We start from the raw sequence: 26,621 nt of genomic DNA on the forward strand, positions 1-26,621 counted from the left end.
GCGGTCACACCGCCCCCGGGACCGCCGACCGGTCGAGCTGGTCGCCGTAGTGCCGCAGGAACAGCTCCTCCAGGGTCGGCGGTGTGCTGGTCAGGGCCCGGACGTCGTAGCGGACCAGCGCCTCGAGCGCGGCGTTGAGGTCGGCCGGGTCGACGCTGAACCGCGCCTTGTGCTCCTCGACGACCAGGTCGTGCAGCAGGGGCAGCGAAGCCAGGCCCCCTGGCGACCGGGAGGTCTCGACCTCGACGGAGGTGCGGGTGAGGTGCCGCATCTCGGCGAAGGTGCCGGACTCGGCGGCGCGCCCGTTGCGGATGATCGTGACCCGGTCACACAGGGCCTCGACCTCGGAGAGGATGTGGCTGGACAGGAGCACGGTGCGTCCACGGTCGCGCACCGCGCGGACGACGTCCTGGAACACCGTCGCCATCAGCGGGTCCAGCCCCGAGGTGGGCTCATCGAGCAGGTACAGCTCCACGTCCGAGGCGAACGCTGCCACCAGCGCCACCTTCTGCCGGTTGCCCTTGGAGTAGGAGCGGATCTGCTTGGTCGGGTCGAGCTCGAAGCGTTCCAGCAGCTCACGACGGCGCGACGGCACCAGCCCACCGCGCAGGTCCGCGAGCAGGTCGATGACCTCGCCACCGGTGAGGTTGGGCCACAGGTTGACCTCACCGGGCACGTACGCCAGCCGGCGGTGCAGGGCCGCGGTGTCGCGCCACGGATCACCCCCCAGGAGCGTGACCCGGCCGCCAGAGATCCGCAGCATCCCGAGCAGGATCCGCATCGTGGTGGTCTTCCCGGCCCCGTTGGGGCCGAGGAAGCCGTGTACCTCACCAGTGGAGACCGTCAGGTCCAGATGGTCGAGCGCCCTGGTCGACCCGAAGTCCTTGATCAACCCAGAGGCCGTCACGGCATCATTCCCGAGGGCAGGTTCGTTCGTTGTCGGTACCTCACCCATGCTCGAACCCTTCCCGTGGGTGTTCTCGGTGGACAGAGGCGGAGGCCCCGAGCTGCTGGGAATCGACGCCGGGAGTGCGGAGCATCCTCCGATCCCACCCCTTGCCGTCAGCGGATGCCTGCTGGGTGGCGGACCCGGTCCGTCGAGGTGGGACGCAGCAGCAGGACGGCTGCCAGGAGATAGGCCAGCACGACGACCGGCTCCCCCGGGTCGTAGGAGACGGCGCCCGGGATGTCGGCGGCGACCTGGAACGGCATCGCGACGATGTAGCCGACCTGGTGGAGGAGGCCCGCCACCACGGCGACCACGCCGAGGACGAACCCCCAGGTGGTGCGGCGCCACAGCAGGATCGCCGCCGCGGTGTACAGCGGGACCAGCAGGGTCAGGTCGAGCGCGATGCCCAGGTGGACGATGGTGTCGGTCTCGACCAGCCGGCTCCCGTCGGGTACGTCGCCGGTGATCGCGTTGTCGAGCGCGAAGTACACCCACATGCCGCCGAGTGCCGCGGCGAGCAGGCCGAGGACGACAGCTGCGCCCTTCATCCCCGACCCTGCCTGGACCCGGTCGGTGAACGCCGCCAGGTCCACCGTGGTCAGCTGCAGGACCAGCGCGGTCACGCTCGTCGCCAAGACCCCGGCATGGAGCAGGAAGAGGTCGTTGAACCCGGTCCCGAACAGGTAGTAGCCGTAGCCGTAGACCAGGTAGGCGAGCAGGCTGAGGACCAGCAGTCGGGCACGACCCGGACCGCGCCGGGCAGTCAAGCCGGCGACCACGAACGCTGGTACGACGAGGATGACGGTGACCAGGTCGTAGGCGCGGAACATCTGCGCGGTCGACGCCGCGCCGGTGTACACGTCGTCGAGGAGCAGACCGGCCGCGGACGCGACCGACGCCAGGACCGCGGCAGCGACGGTGAACCAGCGTGCGGCCGACCCGGCTGACCGACCGTGTGGTCCTGTGGTCGTGGACGTGACGTCCGCTCCTCTCGGACAGCCGCGGTGGCCCGCGTGCGGATGGCGGCGGCTCGGCGCGCCCTCCTGCGACGGTAGGTCAGCCGGGACGCCGGAGGCAGGGCCGAATGTCCCGCGTCGTCGCGCCGGGCCCAGGCCGCCCGCCCCTACGATGTCGAGGGTGCCGGCGATCTCCAGAGACAAGACCTTCGTGCTCGGTGTCGGCGCCCAGAAGGCCGGGACGTCGTGGCTGCACGACCACCTGGCGTCCTCGCCGCAGTGCGACCCGGGCTTCATGAAGGAGTACCACGTCTGGGACGGCCTGGATCTCGAGGCGATGGCCCACTTCCGGGACCGGCTGATGAAGCGGGCCCAGCGGGCCGCGGCGCAGATGGCGCGAGGTCAGGACGCCGATCCGGAGAATCTCCGGCTGGCGTCGTTCTACGCCGACCCGGAGGCCTACTTCGACTACTTCGAGCTGCTGCTCTCCCGCCCCGGCATCCGGGCGACCACCGACATCACCCCCTCCTACGCGATGCTCTCCGCCGAGCGACTGGCCGCGATCAGGGACGGCTTCGGGCGCCGCGGGATCCGGGTGGCGCCGGTGCTCCTGATGCGGGAGCCGGCGGAGCGGATCTGGTCGGCGGTCCGGATGTACAAGAAGCGGCGCCCCGAGCGGCACGACCGGGCGCCGGAGGAGCGGGTGCTCGAGGTGTACGCCGAGCCCTGGTTCGAGCTGCGCACCCGCTACGAGCACACCATGGCGGCCCTGGAGTCCGTGTTCGGCCGTGACGGGGTGCACTACGAGCTCTACGAGCGGCTCTTCGAGGAGTCCACCGTCCGGGAGCTGTCCGCGTTCGTCGGGATCGACCCGGTACCGGCCGACACCGACCGCCGGGTGAACGCGTCGCCGAAGAGCGACCTGCTGCGGCTGCCCGACGACTCGGCGCGGCGGATCGCCGAGCACTACCGGGCGACCTACGAGGCCGCCGCGGACCGGCTGGGTCAGGACGTGGTCGCTGCCGCCTGGCCCGACCAGCGCTGGCTCGACGGCTGAGTGGCCGGCGCCGTCGTGGCTCAGCCGTTGCGATGCCGTACGGAGACGAGGGCGAACGACTCGTCGCCGCCGGACATGTCTCGCTCGCGGACGATGCCGAGGCCAGGAGCGTAGAGCTTGAGGGAGAGCACCGGCTTCTCGAGCCGGGTCCACTCGAAGCTGCGCACGACATGGCGGACCTTGGCGTAGGGCACGGTGGCCGAGGCGTTGACCTGCACGATCCAGGCCTGGTCCTCGGCCTCGCCCCGGTAGTACTCCTGGCGGTAGGCGTCGGTGGGCCGCGGGTGCGCGGGCATGATGATGCCGGCGACGGCTCCGTCCACGCCCGCCTCCCAGGACCCCTCCCGGCTCTCCAGGCGGCCACGACGGTCGTAGGTCGCCGTCGCCTCGCCGAAGTACCAGACGTTGCCGTCGTCGTCCGCGGCGTACCAGTCGGAGGTCTGCTCCGCCAGGCTGCCGTCGGCGCGGCGCAGCGTGTCGCGCACCACCGTCGTGGCGACGCCATCGACCCGCTTCGTCCGGTGCGTGACCCGGACCCGCTCGACGTATCGCTCGCCGTCGTCGGTCCCGCGGTAGCGGGAGACGGTTCCCGGCTCGAGCGGGAAGTACTCGTTCTGCTGCGGGCTGTCGAACTGTGCGCGGTCCGTGGCCGTCGGTGCCTCGGGCGCCCGTCCGAGCGTCGGCGTCGAGGCGGCTGCGATCCCGCCGAGGACGGTGAGTGCTGCGGTGACAGCGACGAGCCTGCTGACCATGGCGTGCTCCGTTCGTGCGATCCGGTACCACCACGGTTCCCACCTAGACCGCCGGTACGCCCCCTTGCAGCACCCCGGTCAGCCACGACAGCTGGTCGCTGACCAGCATCAGCCCGTAGCCGAACAGCACCACGGCCGAGGCGCGGGACAGCAACAGGCCCCGGGCGCGCACCCAGCGAAGCGTCGGCCCGAGCCGCCCGAGGAACACCGCGGTGACGAGGAGGGGGAGGGTCAGCCCGGCGGCGTAGCAGCCCAGCAGCAGGCCGCCGCGGCCCGCCCCGTCCTGGTCGGCCGCGATCGTGAGCACCGACCCGAGCACCGGCCCGATGCACGGAGTCCAGCCGAACGCGAACGCCGCGCCCATGACCGGGGCCGCCCAGGCGGCGCCGGCGCCGGGCCGCGGGTGGAAGCGCAGCTCGCGCCCCCGCGCGAACGGCAGGTCGAGGGTGCCGGCGAACATCAGCACGGCCAGCACGAGCACGATCGCGCCGCCGATCCGGGTGATCGAGACCTGCTGGCGGGCCAGTGCGCCGCCCAGCGCCGTGGCGGACAGCCCGAGCAGCACGAAGACGACGCCGAACCCCGCGGCGAAGGCGGTGGTCCCGCCCAGCACCCGGCCCAGGCTGCGCCGCTGCTCGAGGTCGGTGATCCCGAGGCCGGTCGCCACGGACAGGTACACCGGCACGAGGGGAAGGACGCAGGGCGAGGCGAACGAGACGACGCCAGCGGCGAACACGAGCGCGATCTCTGCGGCCATCGGCCCCTCCCGGTCTAAGGTGCAAAAGTATGACCGTTAGAAACCGGGACGGCAAGGGTGGACAAGAGCGCCGTTGACGACGAGCGCTCGGCCGCCTACCGTCCCTCTAACGTTCAATTCATTCGTCGTTAGAGTGGAGGCCCGCCGTGGGCGTGATCGAGTTGCATCGCGTGGCCCGCCTCTTCGACGGGATGCCGGCGATCAGCCAGGTCGACCTCGAGGTCCAGCGAGGCGCGCGGGTCTGGCTCTCGGGCACCAACGGCTCGGGGAAGTCCACGCTGCTGCGCGTCGTGGCGACCGCGCTGTCTCCGACGTTCGGCGGCGGGACCGTGTGCGGCCTCGACCTGGTCCGCCAGCGGAACGCGGTCCGGGCCCGGGTCGAGCTGCTCGGTCACGACCCGCGGTTCTACCGCGAGCTGACCGCCCGGGAGAACCTCCGGTTCGTCTGCTCGCTCACCGGGGCCGACGCCGGCCGGATCGACGGCGCGCTCGAGCGCGTCGGGCTGGTCGAGGTCGCCGACGTGCGCTTCGCCAGCTTCTCCCAGGGCATGCGCCAGCGGCTCGCCCTCGCGCGCTGCCTCGTGCGCGAGCCCGAGGTGGTGCTGCTCGACGAGCCGTACGCCGGCCTCGACGAGGACGCGCGCTCGGTGGTCGACGACGTCCTCGTCGAGGCCGGCGCGCGCGGCCGCACCGTGCTGCTGGCCAGCCATGAGCAGCCGCCCGACGGCCTGGTGGACCGCCGCGTCGTGATGGACGCCGGCCGGGTGGTCGCGCACGACGGAGCCCTGCGGTGACCGGCTCCGCGGTCTGGGCCGTCGCCGGCAAGGACCTGCGGGCCGAGGCGCGCAGCAAGTACGCCCTCGGGTCGGTGCTGCCGTTCGCCGCGACCATGCTGCTCGCCTTCGGGTTCGCCCTCGGGCCGGACCGGGTGCTGCTCGAGCGGGCGGCCCCCGGCCTGCTGTGGCTCGCGGCCCTCTTCGCCGCCGTCGACCTGTTCCACCGCTCCTACCAGGCCGAGGCGGACGCGGGTGCCCTCGACGGGCTCGTCCTGGCGCCACTGCACAAGGGGGACATCTTCCTCGGCAAGGCCGTCGCCGCCGCCGTCCAGGTGCTGGTGCTCGTCCTGGGCACCGGCCTGATCGTCACGGTGCTGTTCGGGCTCGAGCTCTCCCGGGCGCCGCTGCTGCTGCTCACCGCCGTGCTCGGCGTCGCCGGGCTGAGTGCCCTCGGCAGCCTCTTCGGCCTGCTCACGGTGCTCGGCCGACGCCAGGCCGCGCTGCCCGTCCTGCTGCTGCCGCTCGTCACTCCCGTGCTGATCGCCGCCATTCGCGCGACCGCCACGCTGGTCGAGGGCAGCGCCGGCGTGGTCGGCTGGCTCGGCGTGCTGGCCGCCTTCGACGCGATGTTCCTCGCCGCCGGCTACCTGGTCTTCGGGTATCTGCTTGAGGACTGAACCACCTGCCGATCGCTCTTGACACGGCGACCGGCGAGGGTGACTCTCTCTAAGACACAAAAATGTGTCTGATAGAGAGAGGCGTCACGCGATGGTCAAGCAGGAAGACCCTCACCAGGTATCACCACCCGATCCTCGGGAGCGTCGCGGTCGCCGACCGCGACGCTTCATCGCCACCGTGGGCATCCTCGCCCTCGGCGGCCTGGTGACCCTGGCCTACCAGGCAACGGCGGGCCCGCCGGCGGCGAAGCCGGCGACCGTCCAGACCCCCCCGTCCGCCGGCGAGAACGCGCAGGCGATGGTCAAGGAGGGCCGGCACACCTTCCGCTACGACACGTTCGGGGACCAGCAGTTCTGGGGCGGCACGCTCCAGCTCCACGACGCGATCGCGGGAGAGGACAACGGCGGCGTCGGAGGCGGCGTCAGCCCCAAGACGGCGCTGGCCGTCGGCCTCAAGGTCGACGTCAACCGCCTGCCCGCCAGCGTCCGGACGGCGCTGGCGAACGGCAAGGTGAACCTCGACGACCCGGCCGTCACCCTGGCCCTGCTCAAGCTGAAGTCGGTGGTCGGCGTGAAGGGGTTCTTCAACTCCGACGGCACCCTGCGGACCGTCGGCATCGAGTGCGCGCTGTGCCACTCGACGGTCGACGACTCCTTCGCACCGGGCATCGGGAACCGGCTCGACGGCTGGGCCAACCGGGACCTCAACGTCGGGGCGATCGTGTCCCTCGCGCCGAACCTGCAGCCGATCGCCGATCTGCTGCACACCGACGTCGACACGGTCAAGCAGGTCCTGGCCGCCTGGGGCCCGGGCAGGTTCGATGCGCAGCTGTTCCTCGACGGGAAGGCCTTCCGGCCGGACGGTACGACGGCGGCCACGGTGCTGCCGCCCGCGTTCGGGCTGCAGGGGGTCAACCAGCACACCTCGACCGGGTGGGGCTCGGTGACGTACTGGAACGCCTTCGTGGCGAACCTGGAGATGCACGGTCAGGGCAACTTCTACGACCCGCGTCTCGACAACGCCGACCAGTTCCCGATCGCGGCGGAGAACGGCTTCGGCCACGTCCGGTCGAAGGTCGACAAGATCTCGTCGAAGCTGCCGGCGCTCGCCGCCTACCAGCTGTCCCTGACCGCGCCGACGCCGCCGAAGGGCAGCTTCAACGCGAAGGCGGCAGCGCGCGGTGAGTCGCTGTTCATGGGACAGGCCCAGTGCTCGACCTGCCACGTCCCGCCGACGTTCACCGAGCCGGGCTTCAACATGCACACCGGCGACGAGATCGGGATCGACAGCTTCCAGGCCGATCGCTCGCCGACGCACATGTACCGCACCAGCCCGCTGAAGGGCCTGTGGAGCCACCAGAAGGGCGGCTTCTACCACGATGGTCGGTTCCCGGAGCTGGTCGATGTCGTCCAGCACTACAACGACACCTTCGGCCTGGGCCTCACCGATGCCCAGGAGCAAGACCTCGTCCAGTACCTGAAGTCGCTCTGACGGGGATGTGAGATGAAGACCTTCGATCGCCTTCTCGTCACGGTCGGGACCCCTCGGGCCCAACGGCTCTTCGGTGGCGCTGCGTTGGTCACGTTGGGAGGCACCGCCGTCATGGCACTTGCGGTGGTGCCCCCCGACGCCGAGCAGGGGGACGTGCAACGGCTGATGTACGTGCACGTCCCCGCTGCCTGGCTGGCCTTCCTGTCCTTCGGTGTCGTCTTCGCCGCGAGCATCGCCTACCTCCGGACCGGCCAGATCCGGTGGGACCGGATGGCGGTCGCCTCGGCAGAGATCGGCGTGCTGTTCTGCTCGCTCACGCTGTTCCTCGGCTCGCTGTGGGGCCGCCCGGTCTGGGGCACCTGGTGGACCTGGGACCCCCGGCTGACCACCACCGTGGTCCTGCTGCTGATCTACCTCGGCTACCTCTCGGTCCGCCGCGTCGCCGACAGCCCGAGCCGCCGGGCGCACTGGTCGGCGGTGATCGGGGTGATCGGGTTCCTCGACGTCCCGATCGTGCACATGTCCGTGGTCTGGTGGCGGTCCCTGCACCAGGAGGCCACCGTCGTCCGCCCCGGCGCGCCCACGATGGACCCCAGCATGCTCGCCACCCTGCTGCTCGGGGCCGTGGCGTTCTCAGTCGTCTACGGCTACCTGATGGCCGTCCGGATGCGGGTCGGTCGCCTGGAGGACAGCGCGGCCGGCTCGCTGATGCGCCGACCGACCCCACGCGCGGGGCTGGTCGCCGCCGCGCCCCGCGTCGACGGAGGTGAGGGTCGTGGCTGACCTCGGCTACATCGTCGCCGGGTACGGCGTCACCGCGGCTGCCCTGGTCTGGTACCGGTGGTGGCTCTCGCGCCGCGCCGTGCGGGCCCGGGCGCTGACCGCGGCGCTGACCGGCCGGGCACCCCGCCGGGGGGTCCGGTGAGCACGACCACGGCACCCGACCCGACCCACGGTCCGGACGCGGTGCCACCTCCGGCGCGACGAGGCTCCGCCCGGCTCCGCGTCATCGTCTGCGTCGCGATCATCCTCGCGGCACTCGGCTGGATCGCGGTGCGGGGCCTCACCGGCAGCTTCGTGTACTACCTGACCCCCTCGGAGGTCGTGAACGGCGGCCAGGCCGAGATCTCCCAGCGGATCCGCCTGGGCGGCTACGTCGAGCCCGGCAGCGTCACCCGTGACGACCAGGGCCTGACGTTCACGGTCTCCGACGGCGAGGAGTCGATCCGGGTCGTCAGCACCGGCTCGGTCCCGCAGCTGTTCCGGGCCGGCCAGGGCGTCGTCCTCGAGGGCGCGCTGGGAGCCGACCGGCTCTTCCACGCCGACACGCTGCTGGTGAAGCACGACGGCGAGTACCGCGCTCCCGACCCGACGAAGGGATCCTGACATGGCGCACCTCGGACAGCTCGGCCTGCTGCTGGCGCTGGCGCTGGCGGCGTACGGCATGGTGGCCGCCTTCGCGGGCGCCTCGCCCCGGCGGGCGGCCTGGCTGGAGAGCGCCCGGCTGGCGGCGTTCGCCGTGCTGCTCGTCGTCCTGGTCGTCAACGCGGCGATGCTCATCGCGCTCCTGACCGACGACTTCAGCGTGCGCTACGTCGCCGAGAACTCCTCGACGGCGACCCCGGTCTTCTTCAAGACCCTGTCCCTGTGGGCCTCCGACGACGGCTCGCTGCTGCTGTGGAACCTGGTGCTCGCGGGCTACGGGGCGGCCGTCGCCTGGCGCTTCCGCCGGGACCGGCCGGCCGGCTTCCCCGTGGCTCTCGGCGTGATGTTCCTCGTCCAGTCCTTCTACCTGCTCCTGGTGAACGGGCCGTCGCGGCCGTTCGCCACGCTCGCGACGGCGCCGCTCGACGGCCGCGGGCCGGCGCCGCTGCTGCAGAACCATCCGCTGATGGCGGTGCACCCGCCGTTCCTGTACCTCGGGTTCATCGGCTTCACCGTCCCCTTCGCGTTCGCGATCGCCTCGCTGGTCAGCGGCTCGCAGCCGGACCGGTGGGTCGAGGTGATCCGCGGCTGGACGATCGCGGTCTGGACCTTCCTCACCGTCGGGCTCGCCCTCGGAGCGCTCTGGTCGTACTCCGTCCTCGGCTGGGGCGGCTACTGGGCGTGGGACCCGGTCGAGAACGTCGCCCTCCTGCCGTGGCTGGTCGCGACCGCCTTCCTGCACTCGGTGATGCTGCAACGCCGCAGCGGGATGGCCACGTTGTGGAACGTCGGCCTGGTGATCGGCGCCTTCGCGCTCACCACCTTCGGGACGTTCCTGACCCGCGGCAGCGTGCTGACCTCGATCCACGCGTTCGCCGACTCCTCGATCGGGCCGGCGTACCTGACCTTCCTCACCGTGGTCCTGCTCGGCGGCTTCGGCCTCGTGGTGTGGCGGCTGCCGCTGCTGCGCTCCCCGGCGCGGATGGACTCCCTGCTCTCGCGGGAGGCGGCGCTCGTCGGCAACAACGTGCTGCTCCTGGCCGCCACGGGCATCGTCCTGCTCGGCACGGTCTTCCCGATGGTCGCCGAGGCCCTCTTCGACGAGCAGCTGACGGTCGGGCGCCCGTACTTCGAGTCCGCCGTCACCCCGGTCTTCCTCCTGCTGCTCCTGCTGATGGGCGTCGGCCCGCTGCTGCCGTGGCGGCGTGGCACCCCCGGCCGGGCCCTGCAGCGGCTGCGTCTGCCGGCGGTCGCTGCCGCGCTGCTGATGGTGGTGCTCACCCTCGCGGGCGTGCGGTCCACGGGCGCCGTCGTGGGGCTCGGCCTGGCCGCGCTGGTCGTCGTCGGCACCGGACGGGAGCTGGTCCGTGGGGTCCGGCGCGATGGCGGCGCCCGGCGGGTGCTGCGCGGGAGCCGGCGGTACGGCGGGCTGCTGGTGCACGTCGGGCTGGCGATCCTCGCCGCGGGCGTGATCGCCTCCTCGGCGCTCGGCCAGGAGGGCGAGGTCACCCTGGCGAAGGGCGAGACGGCCACGTTCGCCGGCCACGAGCTGCGCTACGACGGCCTGCAGACCGACCGCCAGCCGAACCGGACCGTGCTCACGGTCGCCCTCACGGTGACAGGTGGTGGCGGCGACGAGCTCCGGCTGGATCCCCGCCTCAACCTCTATCCCGCCGCGTCGGAGCCGATCGCGTCGCCCGCCATCGACCGCGGGCCGGTGTGGGACCTGTACACCTCGGTGATCTCGCTCCAGGACAACGGCGACTCCGCGACCATCCGGGTGCTGCACACGCCGGGCGTGAACTGGCTGTGGCTCGGGGCGCTGCTGATGGTCCTCGGCGGCGTGCTCGCCGGCTGGCCGCGGCGCGTCCGGCGCCGGCGCGACCCGGCGACTGCCGACGGTCACGTGCCGCCCGTGGTCGCGACGGGGGCGCGGCCATGATCCGCGGTGGCGGTCGCCGGCTGGCGGCACTGGGTGGCCTCGCCGTCGGCGTCGCCCTGGTCGCGCTGCTGCTGGCGCTCGGGCTCACCACCGACACCAAGCTGGCGGCCTCGCCGCTGTCCGGCCACCCGGCCCCGGCATTCGACCTGCCCGGCCTCGACGGCGCCGAGCAGAGCCGGATCCGCCTGGAGGACCTGAGGGGCCAGGTCGTCGTGGTGAACTTCTGGGCCTCGTGGTGCACGGAGTGCCGGGTCGAGCAGCCGGAGCTCAACGCGACCTGGCAGCGGTTCCGCGACGCCGGCGTCGTGGTGCTCGGGGTGGACTTCCAGGACGCACCCGGCGACGCCCGGCAGTTCGTCGCGACCAGCGGCGCGTCGTACCCGATGGTCGTGGACGCGGACTCCTCCACGGCGCTGGACTTCGGGCTGCGTGGCGTCCCGGAGACCTTCGTCATCGACCGCGACGGCCGCATCGTGGAGCGCTTCGTGGGGCCGGTGACCGCTGCCACGCTGGGTGATCGGCTCGAGCCGCTTCTCGACGGAGGACGGCCGTGAGCGCGGCCCGCCTCGCCGGCGGCCGCCTCGGCCTGGTCCTGGCGGTCCTCGCGCTGCTGACCGCGGCGGGCGCCCTCGTGTGGGGCGCCACCGCCGACCGGGCGCCGACCGACCAGGAGCGCGCCACGGCGATCGCCTCGGGCCTGCGGTGCCCGGTCTGCACGGACCTGTCGGCCGCGGACTCCTCGGCGCCGCTGGCGCGGCAGATGCGCACGGAGATCCGGCAGCAGGTGGCAGCCGGCGTCTCCGACGAGGAGATCCGCCGCGGCTTCGTCGAGGCCTACGGACCCTCGGTGCTCCTGACCCCGCCCGCGGACGGCCTCGGGCGGGTCGCACACCTGCTGCCCGTGCTGGTCCTGGCGGCCGCCGCGGTGGGTGGCGCCGCCGTGCTCGTGAGCGGTCGCCGCGCCGTGCGAGGTGGCGGCCCCGGCACCGCCGAGCCGGACCACCGGTCGTCGACCGACCGGACTCTCGTCGACCGCGCGCTGGCCGACCTGCTGAAGGAGGAGCCGTGACTCTCGCCCTGGTGGCCGGCGCGGTCGGCGTCATCGCCCTGACCCTGCTGACCCGGCCGTTCCTGGCCGCGAGCCGTGCCCCGCAGCCGTCCGGGGCGGCGACCGCCGCGGGCGCCGGCGACGTACGCCGGCAGCTGCTGCGCCAGGTCCGCGACCTCGACGACGAGCGCGCCGCCGGGGGCCTGTCGGACGCGCAGCACGCGGCCCGCCGCCGCGCCCTGGAGGCCGAGCTCGCGCCGCTGCTGCGCGCCGACCCGGTCGTGCGCGCACCCCGGGCCACGGCGGGGGACACCCGCACGCCGCGGACCCGGCGCAGCCGTTGGACCCGACGGGTCGCGCTGCTGGCCGTCGTCACCGCGGCCGTGGCCGCGACCGGTGTCGTGCTCCGCAGCACCGTGGAGCCCGAGCCGCCGGCGCCGCCCGCTCCACCGGCCGCCGCCGCAGCGGCACCCGACGGCGCCTTCGCGACCCAGCCCACCGCTGCCGAGCTCGACGCCGTCGACGCCGCGGTGCGGCAGGTCCGCCGGCAGCCGCGGTCCGTCAGCGCCCACCTGGCCCTGGCGCACGCGTACACGCGGGCCCGCCAGCCACAGCTGGCCACCGTCGAGTACCTCGCGACGCTGCGGATCGCGCCCGGCAACGCCGAGGCCAACACCGCGCTCGCGCTGGTCGCGTTCACCTCCGGGAACGCCGAGCAGGCCAAGCCCATGGTCGACCGGGCCCTGCGCACCCGGCCGGGCTATCCCGAGGCGCTCTACGTCCGCGGACTGGTGCTCGCCATGGGGCTGAAGCGCCCGGCCGCCGCCGAGCGGGACCTGCGGGCCTACCTCGACCGGGCGCCGTTCGGGTCGCACCGGGAGACGGTCCGGGCGGTCCTCGCCCTGCAGGAGAAGGAGGGACGACGATGAGTCGGCTGACCTGCCTCGCGTTCCCGGGCCGCAGCATCCCGATGGAGGTCCTCGAGCGGCTCTCCGTCCCGGCGGGCGAGCTGCCCGCCGCGGTCCGGGCACTCCGCGAGGTCGCCGGCGTGGATCAGGTGCTGCTGCTGTCGACCTGCGAGCGCACGGAGGTCTATGCGTGGTGGGCCGACGACGACGACCGCTCGGCCCTGGTGCGGGCGTTCGCCGGGCAGCGCGGGCTGGCGCCCGAGACGCTCGCGGCGCACCTGCTGGACCTCTCGGGCCGGGAGGCCGTGCAGCACCTGCTCCGGGTGACCTCCGGCCTCGACTCCTTCGTCCGCGGCGAGTCCGACATCGTCGGCCAGGTGCGCGCCGCGGTCCAGGTGGCGCGCGACCAGGGAGCGGTGGGGCTGGAGCTCCAGCGGCTCGTCGACGCCGCGGTGAACACCTCCCGCCGGGTGCACCGCAGCACTGGCGCCGGACTGGCCGCCGGCTCGGTGGCGTCGACCGCGGTGCACGCCGTCGACGACCTGCTCCCGGCCGGGCTGGCCGGCCGCGACCTCGTGGTCGTCGGCACCGGGCAGGTCGCTGCCGGCGTCGTCGCCGCGGCCAGGGAGGTCGGTGCCCGCCTCACGGTGTGCGGCCGCGACCAGGAGCGGGCGCGCGGGATCGCACCGGCCGGGGCGCGGGTGATCGGGCTCGGTGAGCTCGAGCGCGGGCTCGCCGACGCGGACGCCGTCGTGTTCGGCACCTCGTCCCCCGACCGGCTGCTGCGGGCCGAGGACCTCGGGCCGGGGTGGAGCCGGCACCGGCCCGACCGGGAGCTCGTGGTCGTCGACCTCTGCGTGCCGCGCAACGTCGACCCGGACGTGCGGGGCGTGCCCGGGGTCCGGCTGCTGGACCTCACCGACCTCCGCGGCACCGCCGTACCGGGTCGGCGTCCGTCCGCGCCGGCGCCCGCGGCCCTGGAGCTGGCCGACCGGATCGTCGCGCAGGAGGTGGACCGCTTCCTGCAGTGGTGGGTGGACCGCGCGGCCGCGGAGCCGGTACGACGCCTGCGCGCGGACGTGGAGGCGTGCGTCCGCGAGGAGGTCGCCCGGGCGACCCGGGACCTGTCGCCCGACCTCGAGCCGCTCGTCGCCGAGGGGATCCGCCGGGCCGTGCAGCACCTCGCCCACCGGCCCACCCGGCGGCTCCTCGACGCCGCGGCCGCCGGCGAGGAGGAGCTCGTGGAGGTGCTCGCCGGGCTGTTCGCGCCGCAGACCTGAGGCGCCGAGGCCTACTCGCCCCAGCCCATCGGGAACACCTCGAACGCAGCGGCGAGCGCGACGCCGAGCCGCTGGCCGGTCTGGCGGCCGAAGCCCTCGAGGAACTCCCGGGCGTCGAAGTGCTCCCAGCCGAGCCCGTCGATGTAGGCGCGGTGTGCCTCCAGCGAGGCGACGCCGGCCTCGAACGTGTCGGTCGTGTCGGCCGCGTGCGTGGCGTTCGGCGAGCCGAAGGCCCAGACGGCCCGGACCCCGCCCCACGGCTCGAGTCCGTCGCCGAGCTGCTCGGGGAACACCCACCGGTTGCCGGCGTCGCGCACCGCGTCGACCACCGCCCGGCCGGTCGCGATGTGGTCGGCCTGGTTGAGGTTCACCCCGCCCCAGGTGTCGCGGAAGTTGCCGGTCACGACGACGTCCGGGCGGAAGCGGCGTACGACGTGGGCGATCTCGCGGCGCAGCGCGACGCCGTACTCGAGCACGCCGTCGGGCTGGTGCAGGAACTCCACCGCGGACACGCCGACGATCCGCGCCGACTCGACCTGCTCGGCCTCGCGGACGACCCGGCACTCGTCGGGCGGCATCGCGTCGATGCCGGCCTCGCCGCTGGTCACCATGCAGTAGGTGACCTCCTTGCCCTGACCCGTCCAGCGCGCGACGGCGGCCGCGGCGCCGAACTCCATGTCGTCGGGGTGCGCGACCACGCAGAGTGCGCGCTCCCAGTCCTCCGGCAACCGCTCGAGCTGCTCGTCCATGTCCTACCTCCTGGTCGCGAGCATGACAGGCTGCCTCCATGGTGCGATACGCCGACATCGCGCTGCGGCTGCCCCCGGCCGGCGAGCGCTGGGCGGGGGAGGCGTTCCGGGCCGAGCTGCTGTCCTGGGTGACCTCGGCAGTGGGGGAGCCCCGGTCGCTGGAGCCGGTCCGGCTCCGTCCGTGGGCGACGGTGTGGCGCGCCGAGACGGCGACCGGGGTCTTCTACGCCAAGCAGAACTGCGCGACCCGGTCCTACGAGGCCGCCCTCGTCGTCGCCCTCAACGACCTCGCCGCGCACCACGTCGTGCCGCTGACGGCGGTCGACACGACCCGCGGGCTCTTCCTCACTCCCGATCTCGGGACGCCGGTCGGCCACGCCGAGAGGCACGCCGACGACGTCGGGCTCTGGTGCCGGGTGGCGGCGGCCGGGGCGCAGCTGCAGCTCGAGGTCGCGCGCTACGTCGACCGGCTGCTCGACGTCGGCCTGACCAGGCTGGCACCCGCCGACTGCGTCGGGTACGTCGAGGAGCGGCTCGAGTCGTTCGCGGCGCTGCCGCCGGGCGACCCCCGGGGCCTGCCCGCCGAGCAGGCCGCCGCCGTCCGGGCGGCGCTGCCGCGGGTGGCGGCGTGGGCCGAGCGGGTCGCGGCGCTCGGGCTGCCGCTTACCCTGTGCCACAACGACCTGCACGGGCACAACGTGTTCGACGTGCGCGGCGAGCTGCGGTTCTTCGACTTCGCCGACGCCCTGGTCGCCGAGCCGCTCGCGGCGCTGCTGGTGCCGCTGAACGTGCTGGCGCGCCGGCGCGGGCTGGCGCCGGACGACCCGCAGCTGGCCCGGGTGGCCGACGCGGGGCTCGAGGTCTGGAGCGAGCACGCCCCGATGGCCGAGCTGCGCGCCGCGCTGCCCGCGGCCCTCCAGCTCGCCCGGCTGGCCCGCACCGAGGCCTGGGTCCGCTGCATCGCGCCGATGAACGACGCGGAGCTCGCGGAGTGGGGCGACTCGGCGGCGTACTGGCTGGGGTCGATCACCCAGGATCCGCCGTACCGGTGAGTGGGGTGAGGGCCCCGGGCGCCGCGGGTACCCCTCGCGCATGAGCCACCCACCCGGCCGCCCCGGCGAGATCCGCGTCGGCATCTCCGGCTGGAGCTACGCCGGGTGGCGTGGCGACTTCTACCCACGTGGGCTGCCGCAGCGCCAGGAGCTCGCCTACGCGGCCGAGCGGATGGGCTCGGTGGAGATCAACGGTTCGTTCTACAGCCTCCAGCGGCCCACGTCGTACGCCTCCTGGCGCGAGCAGACTCCCGACGACTTCGTGTTCGCGGTGAAGGGCGGCCGGTACGTCACCCACATGAAGCGGCTGCGCGACGTCGAGACGCCGCTGGCGAACTTCTTCGCCTCCGGCCTGCTCGCCCTCGGACCCAAGCTCGGACCGGTGCTGTGGCAGCTCCCGGAGCGGCTCGGGTACGACGCCGACCTGCTCGCGTCGTTCTTCCGACTGCTCCCGCGGACGCTGGGGGAGCTGGCCGCCCTGGCCGAGCGACACGACGCCAAGGTGCCCGAGGACCGGGCCCTGATCGGCGTCCCGGACGGCCTGGAGACCCAGCGGGTCCGGCACGCCCTGGAGTTCCGGAGCCCGTCGTTCTGCACCGACGAGGCCTTCGCCCTGCTGCGCGAGCACGACGTCGCCTGCGTGGTCGCGGACACGGCCGGCCGGTGGCCGATGGCCGAGGCCGTGACCTCGGACCTCGTCTACGTCCGCCTGCACGGCGACCAGGAGCTCTACACCAGCGGGTACGGCGACGCCGTGCTCGACGCCTGGGCGGAGAAGTGCCGCGGCTGGGCCGAGAGGCCGGACGTCGCCCAGGTGGTCGTGTACTTCGACAACGACGCCAAGGGGTACGCGCCCCACGACGCGCTGCGCCTGATCGACCGGCTCTGACCACCGACCGATCGTCGAGACGTCAGACGGTCGGTGCCAGCGGTGGCTCCGTCCGCATGACCTCCCACGCCGCTGGAGCCCGCGGGCGGGCCGCCGACTAGGCTCCCGTCCGCACGGGGCGGTAGCTCAGTCGGTCAGAGCAGAGGACTCATAATCCTTGGGTCGTGGGTTCGAGCCCCACCCGCCCCACCAGCCCCACTGTATGAGCTCGGGTCCTCCTTGACGGAGTGGCTCGGGTTCGTGGTTTACGTGGCTTCGGTAGTTGCTTGACGCTGGCTCCGGTACCTCCTTGACACTCCCTCATGATCAGGGAGCTCAGCGTGCAGGAGCAGAAGTATCAAGCGGTGCTGGCGGTGCTGTCCGAGGGTGTGTCGGTCGGTGAGGCCGCGCAGCGGTGGGGTGTCTCGCGGCAGTCGGTCCATGCGTGGCTACGCCGCTACGAGGACGAGGGGCTGGCGGGTCTGGCGCGTCGCTCGAGTCGTCCGGTGTCGTGTCCCCACCAGATGGGCGGGGTCGTCGAAGCACGGATCCTCGAGCTGCGGCGAGCTCATCCGGGGTGGGGTCCACGGCGGATCCTGTATGAACTCGGCAACGCCGCGGCTGGCGGTGACCTGGGCGGTGAGCCGGTGCCGTCGCGCTCGGCGATCTACCGGTGCCTGGTCCGGGCCGGGCTGATCGAACCGCAAGCTCGACGGCGCCGCGAGGAGCATTGGAAGCGGTGGGAACGGGGCACCGCGATGGAGTTGTGGCAGATGGACACCGTGGGTGGTTTCGTCCTGGCCGACGGGCGCCGCGCGAAGGCGTTGACCGGGATCGATGACCACTCCCGGTTCTGCGTGTCGGCGTACCTGATGATCCGGGAGACCTCCCAGCGGGTTTGTGACGGGCTCGCGACGGCGATGCGGGCCTACGGAGTGCCCGAGGAGATCCTCACCGACAACGGGAAGGTCTTCACCGGGCGGTTCAACAAGCCCGCGGTCGAGGTCCTCTTCGACCGGGTCTGTCGTGAGAACGGCATCACCCACCGGTTGACCCAACCCCGCTCACCGACCACCACGGGAAAGGTGGAGCGGTTCCACCGCACGATGCGAGAGGAGTTCCGCACCGACCGGGTCTTTGAGTCCTTGGCCGTGGCGCAGGCCGAGCTCGACGAGTGGGTGGCCGGCTACAACCACCAGCGGCCGCACTCCTCGATCGGGATGATCCCGCCTGCCGACCGATTCGAGACCCGCCCGTTGCCGGCACGCCCGGTCCGCGACGCGGTCACCGCACCAGACCGCACCGGCGAGGCCTGGGTGGCCCGGCGCGCGGGCTCGAACGGGGTGATCTCGGTGTCGTGGCAACAGATCTGCCTCGGCAAAGCCGCCGCTGGCAAGTCCGTCGACGTCTACGTCACCGACCGAGTCATCCAGGTCTGGGACGGCAACCAGCTCCTCAAGACCGCAGCCCGCACCACCACAGGGGAGGTGAGGAAGAAGCGCGCCTCGGTCACCCGAACCGAGGACTAATCTCCAACCAGAGTGTCAACGAGGAACCGGAACCCTCACGTCAAGCAGGAACCGGAGCTCAACAGCCCCACCAGCCCCACTAGGCACCGGTCGGACCGCCGGTCGAGGGGTCCGTCGGGACCCGACCGACGCCTCCGTGGTGGCACCGGCCAGCCGGGCGACCGCATCGATGGTCTCGGCGATGCTGCCGCTGCCGCTTGGCGGCCTCCGCCACGTCGGGGCCCATCTCGACGCTCGTGGCCGTCTGCTCAGCGTGGCGGCCCGCGGCGTAGCGTCACGACGTGGATCGACGCCGCCGGCACCGCGCCTACTTCGTGCTCATGGGCACCTGCGTGCTGCTGATCGTGCTGGCGTGGAACGTCGTGCGGCTGTGGTCGACGACCGCGGCGGTCGCGATGAGCGTCCTCGCCGCGCTGCTCCCGCCGGTCGCGGCGTTCGTCGGCAACCAGGGCGCGCTGGACCGCTCCGCGGCCCCGACGGTCGACGAGGACAGCCGGGACGGCGAGGACGACGGCGAGGACGACGGCTCGCGAGCCTGAGCGGCTCAGTCGGAGGGCTGGGGGAGGTCCACGTTGCAGTCGACCTTGGGGTTCACCCCGAGGTAGTTGAGCGGCCCCGCGACGATGGTGAGCGCGGTGTCACCCGTCGTCTTGCAGCTGACGTCCTGGTCGTCGCCGAAGTAGCCGCGCTGCCACGCGGCCAGCACGCCGATCACCAGCCAGACGACGATGATGATCCCGATCAGGCTCTTCATGGTTGCTCCCTGCGTCGTGGTCCCCCCGACGCCGGACCCGTACCCACCAGGAGCGGTCCGGGAAACCTGGGGCGGCTCAGCCGCCCGAGTACGTCGCCTGGTAGGCCCGCAGCGCGGCGCGGCCGTCGGCGAGCTCCGCGGCCAGCTGCTCGACGAGCTCCGCGGCGCCCTCGGTCGTGCCGGTGTCGGCGATCAGCTCGATCTGCTGGGCGGTGCGTCCGGCCGGGGTGACCCCGAGGTTGAGGGCACCGCCCGCCAACTTGTGGACGACCTGCTTGAGGGTCGCGGTGTCGCCGGCGTCCAGCGCCTCGCGGATCGACTCGAGGGTGTCCGGCGTGTTGGCGACGAAGTTGCCGATCGCGCGGTCCAGGTAGGTGGTGTCGCCCGGGTCGAGGTCGCGCAGCTCGTCGAGCCGGTCGAGGGTCAGCCCCTTGAGCGCGTCGTGGTCCTCGCGGTGCTTCTCCTCGGTCACGACGCGCACGCTACGCGGTACCGGGTCGGATCGGGAGACCCACTGGTCGAGAACGGCGGCGAGTGCGCCGGGGTCGACGGGCTTGGTGAGGAAGTCGTCCATCCCGGCGTCCAGGCATCGCTCCCGCTCGCCCTCGACGGCGGCCGCGGTCATGGCGATCACCGGCAGGCGGCGCCCGTCCGTCTCGCCGGCCCGGATCGCCCCGGTGGCGGCGTACCCGTCCATCCGCGGCATCTGCACGTCCATCAGGACCGCGTCGAAGTGCTCCTCGTCGAGCGCGGTGAGCGCGGCCACGCCGTCGTCGGCGACCCGGGAGCCGTAGCCGAGGGCCCCGAGCAGGCCGACCGCCACGAGCTGGTTGACCGCGTTGTCCTCGACCACGAGCACCCGACGCTCCGGCCCCGCGGTCTCAGCGACGGCACGCAGCTCGGGCTCCGGCAGCGGCTCGACCCGGGCGAGGTGACGCAGCAGCGTTGCGCGCACCTCGGCTCCGACCACCGGCTTGGTCAGGCAGTCGACGATGCCGGCGGTCCGCAGGTCCCACGCCGACAGCGGCGAGGTCCCCGAGGTCAGCAGGATCACGCTCAGGTCGTACGACGGCTCCGCGCGCAGCGCTCGCGCCAGGTCGACCCCGTCGCGTCCGGGCGTCGAGAGGTCCACGAGCACGGCCTCGAACGGGTCGCCGGCGGCCGCCGCCTCGGCGATGACCCGCTCGGCGTGGTCGGCCGACCCGGCGGCCGCCGGGCGCATCCGCCACCAGGCGAGCCGCTCCGCCAGGAGCGGCCGGCTGCGCTCGTTGTCGTCGACGACGAGCACGCGCCGGCCGGCCAGCCAGCTGCGGGCGTACTCGTCGTCGGTGTCCACGGCCGGACCGCGGGAGGCCTCGAGATCGGCGGTGAACCAGAAGACGCTGCCGCCGCCGGGGTTGGGCTCGAGTCCGATCTCGCCGCCCAGCGCGTGCACGATCTCCCGGGAGATCGCCAGGCCGAGGCCGGTGCCGCCGAACCGCCGGGTGGTCGACGCGTCGGCCTGGGTGAAGGCCTCGAAGAGCCCCTCGACGTCGGTCCCGGGCACACCGACCCCGGTGTCGGTGACGCTGACGTGCAGCCGGGTCCGCCCGGCGGGGCCGGGGGTCGCCGTCGCCCGGACGAAGACCTCGCCCCGCTCGGTGAACTTCACCGCGTTCGAGCCGAGGTTGGTGATCACCTGCGCCAGCCTGGTGGGATCGCCGCACAGCACCTCGGGCACGTCGGGGTGGCAGGAGACGATGAGCTCGAGCCCCCTGGCTCGCGCGGCCTCGCCGAGCAGGCTCGTGACCTGGTCGAACACGCCGCGGATCTCGAAGTCCAGTCGCTCGAGCTCCAGCTTGCCGGCCTCGATCTTGGAGAAGTCGAGGATGTCGTTGATGACGCTGAGCAGCGCTCGGCTGGCGACCTGCACGCCCGACGAGAGCCGGAGCTGGTCGGGGTCGAGCGGAGTGCGCAGGAGCAGGTCGTTGAGCCCGATCACGCCGTTGAGCGGGGTGCGGATCTCGTGGCTCATGGTCGCCAGGAACTCCGACTTCTGGCGGGAGGCGGCCATCGCGACGTCGCGCGCGTCGGCGAGCTCGCGCTGGGCGCGCTCGCGCTCGGCGACCCGGCCCAGCTGCACGGCGACCTGGTCGACCATCGCCTCGATCAGCTCGAAGCGGTACAGCGGTAGGGCGGACGTCATCGTCAGCACGGCGACCACCTCGTCGCCGTACGCGACGGGGAACGCGATCGTCAGCCGGTCCTCGTCCCACAGCGAGCGGCGCTCGTGGAAGGCCCGGTTGGCGAGGGCCAGCTCGTCGGCCGCCTCCGCCGGTGTCGCGCGGTCCGCGACGCGGTCCTCGTCGGTGATGTGGAGCGCGACCACCGCGTCGCCGTCCCCGGTGGGCACGAACGCCCGGCCGCGGACCCAGTCGTCGTGCAGCAGCACGAGGTGGCGGGCCTGCAGCAGGACCTCCTCGAGCGTGGCGGCCTCGTTGGAGGCGGTGGCCACGGCCTGCAGCAGCGTGTTCTGTCGGACCTGGTCCTCGAGCGCGATCTCGGCGAGCTTCGTCTCGGTGATGTCCTGGTGGGTGCCGTACATCGACCCGACCCGCCCGTGGCCGTCCGGCAGGGAGACGCCGCGGCAACGGGTCCAGACCCAGCCGCCCTCCGCGGTGCGGACGCGGGCCACGAACACGAAGTCCGAGGGCGTCTCGAGCGCCGCACGGACGGCCTCGTCGACCGCACCACGGTCGTCCTCGTGCACGATCTCGAGGAAGTCGGCGTACGACGCCGGGAACTGGTCCGGATCCAATCCGTACAGCGCGGACAGCTCATCGGAGCCCCAGACCTCGTCCGCCGTGACGTCCCACTCCCAGCTGCCGATCCGCGCGATCCGCTGCGCCTCGGCGAGCCGGCGACGGCTGCTGGTGAGGTCGTCGACGGTGCGCCGCCGGTCGCTGTAGTCGCTGAGCCGGTGGAGCACGGCGACCGAGCCGTCGGGACCGGGCAGCAGGCTCTCGCTGATCGTTACCCACATCGTCCTGCCGTCGCGGCGGACGAACCTGCACTCGACGTCGTGCTCGTTCACGATCCCGGCGCGCAGCCGGTCGAGGTGGTCGGCGAACTGCTCCTGGCCCACCTCGTCGAGGGAGTCGAAGACCGTCAGCCCGAGCATCTCCTCGGGGCCGACGCCGAAGAACGCGGCCAGGGCCGGGTTCCCGTACAGGGTCCGACCGTCGAGGTCGAAGACCCAGAAGCCGTCCGGTGACGTCTCGACGATGTCCCGGTACAGCGCCGCGAGCTCCATCGCACCTCCCGGAGACACGATAGAGCCCCGTCGGAGCCCCGTCAGATCCCCGCCGTCATCACGGCTCGGCGGCGATGAGGTAGTCGCCGTCCGTGCCCTCGAGCACCAGGGTGACGTCGTCGGTCGTCCTGGACCCGTCGCGGTGCAGGTAGGCCACGGTGTAGCTGATCCGCCGATCGGCGGGGTCCGGCTCCGCGCTGAGCAGGTCGGCGGTCTCGATCGACCTCCAGAACGAGTTGTACCCGCCGAACCCGCCGCTGGCGGCCTGGAAGCCCGGCGTCAGCATCGCCCAGGCCGACTTCGGGTCGGAGGTCACCGTCGCCAGGTACTCCTCGATGAAGCCCTCCATCCCGTCGGGCGTGACGCCGTCGGGCGCGCCGTCGCCCGACGGACTCTGGGACCCGCCCGCGGGGCTGCTGCCGTGACCACCTCGCGTGGTCGGTGCGGCGGTGCCGTCACCCTGGCCGTCGGTCCCCGCCGTGAAGGCCAGCCACCCGATCACCGCGATCGCGACGATCGCGACGAGGACCGCGAGCACCGGCAGCACCCGGCCGCCGTCTCGCCGGGGCCCGGACGGGGGCGCGGGGTCCGCCGCCGGCGACGAGGGGTCGGCCGCCGGGACGGGCGGCACCGTCTGCGAGATCAGCCGGGTGGGGGCCGGGTCCACCGGCGGCGCCGGTGCGGGCGCCGGCACGCTGGCGAGGACCGGAGCCGTGGGGCCGGCCGCGAGCGCGTCCCGGACCCGCGCCATCGACCACCGCTCGGCCGGCTCGCGGCACATCGTGGCCAGGAGCAGGGGCGCGAGCCAGCCGGCCTCGGGCAGGCGAGGCGGGTCCTCGTGCACGATCCGGTACAGCGCGCCCAGCACGTTGTCGCCGACCTGGTACGGCGGGTGGCCGGCCAGCGCGTGGAAGAGCGTGGCCCCGAGCGACCAGACGTCGCTGGCATCGGTCGCCTGCTGCCCGGAGGCGACCTCGGGGGAGAGATAGGCGGGTGAGCCCGTGACCAGACCGGTCTGGGTCAGCGACGCGTCGGCCTCGGCGCGGGCGATCCCGAAGTCGGAGAGCTTCACCTGCCCGTCCGGCGCGACCAGGATGTTGGACGGCTTGACGTCGCGGTGCACGATGCCGGCGGCGTGCGCGGCGGCGAGGGCGTCCGCGGCCTGCCCGAGGAGGACGGCGGCCCGGTCGGGGGTCATCGCGCCGTCGCGGCGGACCAGCTCCGCGAGGGTCGAGCCCTCGATGTACTCCATCACCAGCCACTGCTCGGTGTTGTCAGGGCCCTCGGTCACGAGGTCGTAGACCGCGACCACGTGCGGGTGGTTGAGGCGTGCGGCCAGCCGGGCCTCCCGCTCGGCCCGGGCCAGGTCGGGCGTGGTGACGCCGGGGGCCATGCCCACCCGCTTCAGTGCGACCTGGCGGCCGAGGACCTCGTCGAGGCCCAGCCACACGGCACCCATGCCGCCGCGACCGACCTCGCGCTCGAGCGTGTACCTGCCAGCGATCACGTGCCGTCCCTTCCCGGATCCGCGCCAGCCTAGTGCCGCGTCCCTCGCGGAACCGGGTGGGCGAGGGCCGCCGGCATGGGGCAGGCTTGACCCGCACGTACCCACCCGACGATCCACCCAGGCGAAAGGTTCACCGTGTCCATCGACCCGACTCTCCTCGACGACCTCGAGTGGCGCGGCCTCATCGCGCACTCGACGGATCTCGACGCCCTGCGCGAGGCCCTGGCCGGGGGGAGTGTCCGGTTCTACGTCGGGTTCGACCCGACGGCGCCCAGCCTGCACATGGGCAACCTGGTGCAGATCCTGACCGCCAAGCGGCTCCAGGACGCCGGGCACACGCCGTACGCCCTGGTCGGCGGCGCCACCGGGATGATCGGCGACCCCAAGGAGTCCGGCGAGCGGACCCTCAACTCGCTCGACACCGTCAAGGAGTGGGTCGAGCGGGTGCGCCGCCAGATCGAGCCGTTCCTCTCCTTCGAGGGCGCCAACGCCGCCACGATGGTCAACAACTACGACTGGACCGCCAGCCTGTCGACCATCGACTTCCTGCGCGACGTCGGCAAGCACTTCCCGGTCAACCGGATGCTGTCGCGTGACGTCGTGCGCAGCCGCCTGGACGCCGGCATCAGCTACACCGAGTTCAGCTACGTGCTGCTGCAGTCGCTGGACTTCCTCAACCTCTATCGCGACCACGGGGTGGTCCTGCAGTTCGGTGGCTCCGACCAATGGGGCAACCTCACCGGTGGTGTGGAGCTGATCCGGCGCGCCGCGGGCGGCAAGGCCCACGCGTTCGCCACCCCGCTGGTCACCAAGGCCGACGGCACCAAGTACGGCAAGACCGAGGGCGGCGCACTCTGGCTGGACGCCGAGATGATGTCCCCGTACGCCTTCTACCAGTTCTGGCTCAACGTCGAGGACGAGAAGGTCGGGGAGCTGCTGCGCATCTTCACCTTCCTGCCGCGCGCCGAGATCGAGGAGATCGAGGCGGAGCACGCCGAGAAGCCGTTCCTGCGAGCCGGGCAGCGGGCGCTCGCCGAGCACGTCACCACGCTGGTCCACGGGCCGGAGGAGACCGAGCGGATCAAGGCGGCCTCGGCCGCCCTGTTCGGCGGTGGCGACCTCGCCACGCTCAGCGCGGCCACGCTGGGCGCCGCGCTGCGGGAGGCCGGCAGTGCCTCCGTCGACGGCGACGAGGACCTGCCCGCCGTGGTCGACCTCCTGGTCGCGACCGGGCTGGCCAAGAGCAAGGGCGACGCGCGCCGGACGGTCGCCGAGGGCGGCGCGTACCTCAACAACGCGCGGGTCGAGGACCCCGACCACGTGCCGGGCCCCGACGACCTGATCGACGGCACCTGGCTGGTGCTGCGCCGCGGCAAGAAGAACTTCGCCGGCGTCGAGGTGCGCTGACCGTGGCGCCGGCGGCCGAGGCGGACCCGCGCTGGCTGGACACGCTCGGGGAGCGGGCGCGCGACCGGCTGCCCGCGGCCCTCCTCGAGTACGTGCTCCAGGGAGCCCGCGAGTCGCTCACCGCCGGTGCGGCCGTCGCTGCGTGGCGCGACGTACGGCTGCTGCCCCGGGTGCTGCACGACGTCACCCACGTCGAGACGTCGGTCAGCCTGCTGGGACACACCGCGCAGGTGCCCTGGGGCGTGGCGCCGAGCACGCTGCAGCGCGCGGTCCACCCCGACGGTGAGCTCGCGATGGCGCGGGCCTGCGCGGACGCGGGCTCGGTGATGGTGGCGTCGAGCAACGCCGGCACGCCGTTCGCCGAGATCGGCGCCACCGGCGTCCACTGGTGGCTGCAGGCCTACCTGCCCGCGGACCGGACGCTCGCGGAGCCGATGCTCGATCGCGCCGTCGCCGCCGGCGCCCGGGCCGTGGTGCTGACCGTCGACACCCCCGTCGTCGGGACCAAGCACGCGACCCCGGGCACGCCCCTGATCTGGGAGACCGTCGACCCGGCGATGCTGCGGGTGAACTTCGACGCCGGGTACGACGACCAACCGGGCGCCGAGAAGGCGCTCGACCTCGGTCCGCACGACATCGGGTGGTGGCCGCCCGCACCGGCCTGCCCGTGGTGGTCAAGGGCGTGCTGCGCCCCGAGGACGCACTCCGCTGCACCCAGGCCGGCGCCGGTGCGGTCTGGGTCTCCAACCACGGCGGTCGCCAGCTCGACCGGACGGCGAGCACGGCCGCGTGCCTGCCCGACGTGGTGGCGGCCGTGGGCGACCAGGCCGAGGTGTACGTCGACGGCGGCATCCGCACCGGCCTCGACGTCGTGGCCGCCCTCGCCCTGGGCGCCCGGGCGGTCTTCCTCGGCCGCTCGCCGCTCCTGGCGCTCCTCGATGGTGTCGTGGGCGTGGGTCGGCTGCACCGCGAGCTGCTCGCGCTGACCGTCGAGACGCTGCGACTGGCGGGCTGTCGGACCCCCGGGGACGCGCCGGGCCTCGCGGCGGCCGAGCGCACTACCCCACGCTGACCTGCGCAAACGCGACTGTGGCCCGGCTCACGTGGGGCCGATTTGAACTCCTGTGGCCGGGTCCCCTAATGTTCTCCGGGTCGCCAGGGAGCGGCGGGAGGCAAGACCGCGAGGTCGGGCCTTCGGCCCCGGGTGGCCACCTCTCTCACCAACACCCTCACCGGTGGACGAGTGCGCGCGCTAGCGGCCTCCGACATCATCGAGGTCTACAGGTGTGCGCGGTGGGCAAGGAATTCCCGAGGATTTGCGTCCCGGAATTACAGCCGCTAAAGTTTCACGAGTCGCCCCGCAGCGGACACGCCGAAAGCGTGCGAGCACGGTGTGCGTCTGATTCTTGAGAACTCAACAGTGTGTCATAGTCGACGAATTAGT

The 26,621-nt window shown here is 73.0% G+C and carries 26 protein-coding genes, 1 tRNA gene and 1 pseudogene; 20 read left to right on the plus strand and 8 right to left on the minus strand.

The features are described 5' to 3' along the window. Positions 1-4: 4 nt before the first annotated feature. Together QMC84_RS08335 and QMC84_RS08340 are read right to left on the minus strand one after the other, a co-directional pair. Entirely contained in the window at positions 5-955 is a 951-nt protein-coding gene (locus tag QMC84_RS08335) for an ABC transporter ATP-binding protein (RefSeq protein ID WP_300373752.1), read from the minus strand. A gap of 107 nt (positions 956-1,062) precedes the next feature. Then, entirely contained in the window at positions 1,063-1,809 is a 747-nt protein-coding gene (locus tag QMC84_RS08340; protein ID WP_300373754.1) for a hypothetical protein, read from the minus strand. Positions 1,810-2,086: 277 nt separating this feature from the next. Between QMC84_RS08340 and QMC84_RS08345 the strand changes: the two genes are divergently transcribed. Beyond that, on the plus strand, positions 2,087-2,962 hold the full coding sequence (locus QMC84_RS08345; RefSeq protein WP_300373756.1) for a sulfotransferase: 876 nt from the start codon (positions 2,087-2,089) through the stop codon (positions 2,960-2,962). Between the two features lie 20 nt (positions 2,963-2,982). Here QMC84_RS08345 and QMC84_RS08350 read toward each other — a convergent pair whose 3' ends face one another. Further along, positions 2,983-3,714, minus strand: a complete 732-nt coding sequence (locus QMC84_RS08350; RefSeq protein WP_300373758.1) for a hypothetical protein — start codon at positions 3,712-3,714, stop codon at positions 2,983-2,985. Positions 3,715-3,757: 43 nt separating this feature from the next. Beyond that, on the minus strand, positions 3,758-4,471 hold the full coding sequence (locus tag QMC84_RS08355) for a cytochrome c biogenesis protein CcdA (RefSeq protein WP_300373760.1): 714 nt from the start codon (positions 4,469-4,471) through the stop codon (positions 3,758-3,760). Between the two features lie 146 nt (positions 4,472-4,617). Between QMC84_RS08355 and QMC84_RS08360 the strand changes: the two genes are divergently transcribed. The 11 genes from QMC84_RS08360 to hemA all read left to right on the plus strand — a co-directional run bounded on the left by QMC84_RS08360 (position 4,618) and on the right by hemA (position 14,019). Further along, positions 4,618-5,265 carry an ABC transporter ATP-binding protein gene (locus QMC84_RS08360; protein WP_300373762.1) on the plus strand — a complete coding sequence of 216 codons (648 nt, stop codon included), beginning with the start codon at positions 4,618-4,620 and terminating at the stop codon, positions 5,263-5,265. Continuing rightward, the gene (locus QMC84_RS08365) at positions 5,262-5,924 is read left to right on the plus strand and encodes a heme exporter protein CcmB (RefSeq protein WP_300373764.1); all 663 of its coding nucleotides are present in this window, start codon (positions 5,262-5,264) and stop codon (positions 5,922-5,924) included. The genes QMC84_RS08360 and QMC84_RS08365 overlap by 4 nt, the downstream gene beginning before the upstream one ends. 178 nt (positions 5,925-6,102) lie before the next feature. Next, entirely contained in the window at positions 6,103-7,416 is a 1,314-nt protein-coding gene (locus QMC84_RS08370; protein ID WP_300373767.1) for a hypothetical protein, read from the plus strand. A 12-nt stretch (positions 7,417-7,428) separates the two neighbouring features. After that, complete coding sequence (gene ccsA / locus QMC84_RS08375; RefSeq protein WP_300373769.1) at positions 7,429-8,199, plus strand: cytochrome c biogenesis protein CcsA; 771 nt, start codon at positions 7,429-7,431, stop codon at positions 8,197-8,199. Then, positions 8,192-8,341 carry a hypothetical protein gene (locus tag QMC84_RS08380; RefSeq protein ID WP_300373771.1) on the plus strand — a complete coding sequence of 50 codons (150 nt, stop codon included), beginning with the start codon at positions 8,192-8,194 and terminating at the stop codon, positions 8,339-8,341. The genes ccsA and QMC84_RS08380 overlap by 8 nt, the downstream gene beginning before the upstream one ends. Beyond that, the gene (locus tag QMC84_RS08385) at positions 8,338-8,802 is read left to right on the plus strand and encodes a cytochrome c maturation protein CcmE (RefSeq protein ID WP_300373773.1); all 465 of its coding nucleotides are present in this window, start codon (positions 8,338-8,340) and stop codon (positions 8,800-8,802) included. The genes QMC84_RS08380 and QMC84_RS08385 overlap by 4 nt, the downstream gene beginning before the upstream one ends. Before the next feature lies 1 nt (position 8,803). After that, positions 8,804-10,783: a heme lyase CcmF/NrfE family subunit gene (locus tag QMC84_RS08390; protein WP_300373775.1), complete on the plus strand. Its 1,980-nt coding sequence runs from the start codon at positions 8,804-8,806 to the stop codon at positions 10,781-10,783. Next, a complete protein-coding gene (locus QMC84_RS08395) occupies positions 10,780-11,337 on the plus strand; it encodes a redoxin domain-containing protein (protein ID WP_300373777.1) in 558 nt (185 codons plus the stop codon). The genes QMC84_RS08390 and QMC84_RS08395 overlap by 4 nt, the downstream gene beginning before the upstream one ends. Next, positions 11,334-11,852, plus strand: coding sequence for a cytochrome c-type biogenesis protein CcmH (locus QMC84_RS08400; protein ID WP_300373779.1), 519 nt, complete (start codon positions 11,334-11,336; stop codon positions 11,850-11,852). Before QMC84_RS08395 ends, QMC84_RS08400 begins: the two co-directional genes overlap by 4 nt. Continuing rightward, positions 11,849-12,760, plus strand: coding sequence for a tetratricopeptide repeat protein (locus QMC84_RS08405; protein ID WP_300373781.1), 912 nt, complete (start codon positions 11,849-11,851; stop codon positions 12,758-12,760). Before QMC84_RS08400 ends, QMC84_RS08405 begins: the two co-directional genes overlap by 4 nt. Beyond that, the gene (gene hemA, locus QMC84_RS08410; RefSeq protein ID WP_300373783.1) at positions 12,757-14,019 is read left to right on the plus strand and encodes a glutamyl-tRNA reductase; all 1,263 of its coding nucleotides are present in this window, start codon (positions 12,757-12,759) and stop codon (positions 14,017-14,019) included. Before QMC84_RS08405 ends, hemA begins: the two co-directional genes overlap by 4 nt. An 11-nt stretch (positions 14,020-14,030) precedes the next feature. Here hemA and QMC84_RS08415 read toward each other — a convergent pair whose 3' ends face one another. After that, positions 14,031-14,768: a PIG-L deacetylase family protein gene (locus QMC84_RS08415; RefSeq protein WP_300373785.1), complete on the minus strand. Its 738-nt coding sequence runs from the start codon at positions 14,766-14,768 to the stop codon at positions 14,031-14,033. Between the two features lie 38 nt (positions 14,769-14,806). On the opposite strand from QMC84_RS08415, the gene QMC84_RS08420 reads away from it, so the two are divergent. The 5 genes from QMC84_RS08420 to QMC84_RS08440 all read left to right on the plus strand — a co-directional run bounded on the left by QMC84_RS08420 (position 14,807) and on the right by QMC84_RS08440 (position 18,756). Beyond that, positions 14,807-15,820 (plus strand): hypothetical protein, encoded by a 1,014-nt coding sequence (locus tag QMC84_RS08420; protein ID WP_300373787.1) that lies wholly within the window; start codon positions 14,807-14,809, stop codon positions 15,818-15,820. Positions 15,821-15,860: 40 nt separating this feature from the next. Next, positions 15,861-16,709, plus strand: coding sequence for a DUF72 domain-containing protein (locus QMC84_RS08425; RefSeq protein ID WP_300373790.1), 849 nt, complete (start codon positions 15,861-15,863; stop codon positions 16,707-16,709). Positions 16,710-16,824: 115 nt separating this feature from the next. Then, positions 16,825-16,901, plus strand: a tRNA-Ile gene (locus QMC84_RS08430). 113 nt (positions 16,902-17,014) lie between these two features. Beyond that, entirely contained in the window at positions 17,015-18,217 is a 1,203-nt protein-coding gene (locus QMC84_RS08435) for an IS481 family transposase (protein ID WP_300373820.1), read from the plus strand. Positions 18,218-18,498: 281 nt separating this feature from the next. Then, positions 18,499-18,756 (plus strand): DUF3099 domain-containing protein, encoded by a 258-nt coding sequence (locus QMC84_RS08440; protein WP_300373792.1) that lies wholly within the window; start codon positions 18,499-18,501, stop codon positions 18,754-18,756. Between the two features lie 5 nt (positions 18,757-18,761). Here QMC84_RS08440 and QMC84_RS08445 read toward each other — a convergent pair whose 3' ends face one another. The 3 genes from QMC84_RS08445 to QMC84_RS08455 form a co-directional block, all read right to left on the minus strand. Further along, positions 18,762-18,971, minus strand: coding sequence for a hypothetical protein (locus QMC84_RS08445; protein ID WP_300373794.1), 210 nt, complete (start codon positions 18,969-18,971; stop codon positions 18,762-18,764). Between the two features lie 76 nt (positions 18,972-19,047). Then, positions 19,048-22,263, minus strand: coding sequence for a response regulator (locus tag QMC84_RS08450; RefSeq protein ID WP_300373796.1), 3,216 nt, complete (start codon positions 22,261-22,263; stop codon positions 19,048-19,050). A 58-nt stretch (positions 22,264-22,321) separates the two neighbouring features. After that, on the minus strand, positions 22,322-23,770 hold the full coding sequence (locus QMC84_RS08455; RefSeq protein ID WP_300373798.1) for a serine/threonine-protein kinase: 1,449 nt from the start codon (positions 23,768-23,770) through the stop codon (positions 22,322-22,324). Positions 23,771-23,905: 135 nt separating this feature from the next. On the opposite strand from QMC84_RS08455, the gene tyrS reads away from it, so the two are divergent. The 3 genes and pseudogenes from tyrS (at position 23,906) to QMC84_RS08470 (ending at position 26,249) form a co-directional block, all read left to right on the plus strand. Further along, positions 23,906-25,177: a tyrosine--tRNA ligase gene (gene tyrS / locus QMC84_RS08460; protein WP_300373801.1), complete on the plus strand. Its 1,272-nt coding sequence runs from the start codon at positions 23,906-23,908 to the stop codon at positions 25,175-25,177. Positions 25,178-25,179: 2 nt separating this feature from the next. Next, a pseudogene (locus tag QMC84_RS08465) lies at positions 25,180-25,680 on the plus strand (alpha-hydroxy acid oxidase); the annotation flags it as partial. A 179-nt stretch (positions 25,681-25,859) separates the two neighbouring features. Next, complete coding sequence (locus QMC84_RS08470; protein WP_300373803.1) at positions 25,860-26,249, plus strand: alpha-hydroxy acid oxidase; 390 nt, start codon at positions 25,860-25,862, stop codon at positions 26,247-26,249. Positions 26,250-26,621 lie beyond the last annotated feature (372 nt).

This window comes from Nocardioides sp. (genome assembly GCF_030019515.1).
In the GTDB taxonomy this organism is placed as follows: domain Bacteria; phylum Actinomycetota; class Actinomycetes; order Propionibacteriales; family Nocardioidaceae; genus Nocardioides.

Bases quoted from the DNA above. Each gene is read 5' to 3' on its own strand.
- QMC84_RS08390 (WP_300373775.1), top strand. From the start codon at position 8,804: ATGGCGCACCTCGGACAGCTCGGCCTGCTGCTGGCGCTGGCGCTGGCG.
- QMC84_RS08445 (WP_300373794.1), bottom strand. From the start codon at position 18,971: ATGAAGAGCCTGATCGGGATCATCATCGTCGTCTGGCTGGTGATCGGC.
- ccsA (WP_300373769.1), top strand. From the start codon at position 7,429: ATGAAGACCTTCGATCGCCTTCTCGTCACGGTCGGGACCCCTCGGGCC.
- QMC84_RS08415 (WP_300373785.1), bottom strand. From the start codon at position 14,768: ATGGACGAGCAGCTCGAGCGGTTGCCGGAGGACTGGGAGCGCGCACTC.
- QMC84_RS08350 (WP_300373758.1), bottom strand. From the start codon at position 3,714: ATGGTCAGCAGGCTCGTCGCTGTCACCGCAGCACTCACCGTCCTCGGC.
- QMC84_RS08335 (WP_300373752.1), bottom strand. From the start codon at position 955: ATGGGTGAGGTACCGACAACGAACGAACCTGCCCTCGGGAATGATGCC.
- hemA (WP_300373783.1), top strand. From the start codon at position 12,757: ATGAGTCGGCTGACCTGCCTCGCGTTCCCGGGCCGCAGCATCCCGATG.
- QMC84_RS08355 (WP_300373760.1), bottom strand. From the start codon at position 4,471: ATGGCCGCAGAGATCGCGCTCGTGTTCGCCGCTGGCGTCGTCTCGTTC.
- QMC84_RS08450 (WP_300373796.1), bottom strand. From the start codon at position 22,263: ATGGAGCTCGCGGCGCTGTACCGGGACATCGTCGAGACGTCACCGGAC.
- QMC84_RS08420 (WP_300373787.1), top strand. From the start codon at position 14,807: ATGGTGCGATACGCCGACATCGCGCTGCGGCTGCCCCCGGCCGGCGAG.
- QMC84_RS08425 (WP_300373790.1), top strand. From the start codon at position 15,861: ATGAGCCACCCACCCGGCCGCCCCGGCGAGATCCGCGTCGGCATCTCC.
- QMC84_RS08395 (WP_300373777.1), top strand. From the start codon at position 10,780: ATGATCCGCGGTGGCGGTCGCCGGCTGGCGGCACTGGGTGGCCTCGCC.